Origin of the sequence: Actinospineispora spinosispora DSM 44797, assembly GCF_000429025.1 — a bacterium.
Lineage (GTDB): Bacteria > Actinomycetota > Actinomycetes > Mycobacteriales > Pseudonocardiaceae > Pseudonocardia > Pseudonocardia spinosispora.
Map to the genome: position 1 here is coordinate 1 of NZ_AUBB01000085.1, position 1,180 is coordinate 1,180.

Here is a 1,180-nt window from a genome sequence, read left to right on the forward strand (position 1 = left end):
GGGTCGGGGAAGGTTCGCAGGTTGGGCATTCCCACCGTCGCTGATCGTGTTGTCCAGGCCGCCTTGAAGCTGGTCCTGGAGCCAATTTTCGAGGCTGATTTTCACCCGGTCTCGTTCGGGTTCCGGCCCAAGCGGCGAGCACACGACGCGATCGCTGACATCCATCTATTCGGTAGCCGCGGTTATCAATGGGTTCTGGATGCCGACATCGAGGCTTGTTTCGACACCATCGACCACGCGGCCTTGATGGACCGAGTGCGGGCGCGGGTGTCGGACAAGCGTGTGCTTACCCTGGTGAAATCGTTCCTCAAGGCCGGGATTCTGACCGAGCTCGGCGAGGAACGGGACACACCAACTGGGACGCCACAAGGGGGCATCCTTTCCCCGTTGTTGGCCAACGTCGCGTTGTCGGTGCTGGACGAGTACCTGCACCGCGACTGGCGGCCAGGGAGACGGATGTCGACAGAGAATCGGCGTCACCGCACACGACGCCTGGGCCTGCCAACCTGGCGACTCGTCCGCTACGCGGACGACTTTGTCGTCATGGTCTTCGGCACCCAGGATCAGGTGGTGGCGCTGCGCGAGGAAGTCGTGCAGGTGCTCGCTCCGATGGGTCTGCGTTTATCGCCGACCAAGACTCGGATCGTGCACATACGCGACGGGTTCGATTTCCTGGGTTTCCGCATCCAATGGAGAATCAAGAAAGGAACCCGCGATCAGTCGCGGCTCTACACCTTCATCGGGGAACGGCCAGTCCGTTCACTGAAAGAGAGAATCCGCGCCCTGACGCGAAGAACGTCACAACAGGACCTTCGAGCCGTGTTGATCCGGATCAATCGGATTACACGCGGTTGGGCTGAATACTTCCGACATGCCGTGGCCAAGCACACCTTCGACCGGCTCGCTTACTTCATCTGGTGGCGGATCGTTCGATGGGTGAAGACCAAACGGCGTTGGAGGTGGAAGGACGTCCACCGCTGGCTGCGTACCCCGACGGGGTGGCGGCCAATCGCGGTGGACGGGATCGAGCTGCGCAACATCGCGGCGACACCGGTCACCCGGTACCGCCGACGCAGCATTCCCAGCCCTTGGTCCTTGCGCGAACCACGCCCAACGACAGAAACCGTGGAGAGCCCGTTGCGTTGAAAGGCGCACGGCGGGTTCGGCGAGCGGTATGGGG

General features: G+C 62.2%; 1 protein-coding gene. It reads left to right on the forward strand.

What is annotated here, in order from left to right; genetic code table 11:
- Positions 1-1,146, forward strand: a 1,146-nt coding sequence (gene ltrA / locus G406_RS49355; protein ID WP_037078266.1) for a group II intron reverse transcriptase/maturase, incomplete at its 5' end; no start/stop codon positions are given.
- Positions 1,147-1,180 lie beyond the last annotated feature (34 nt).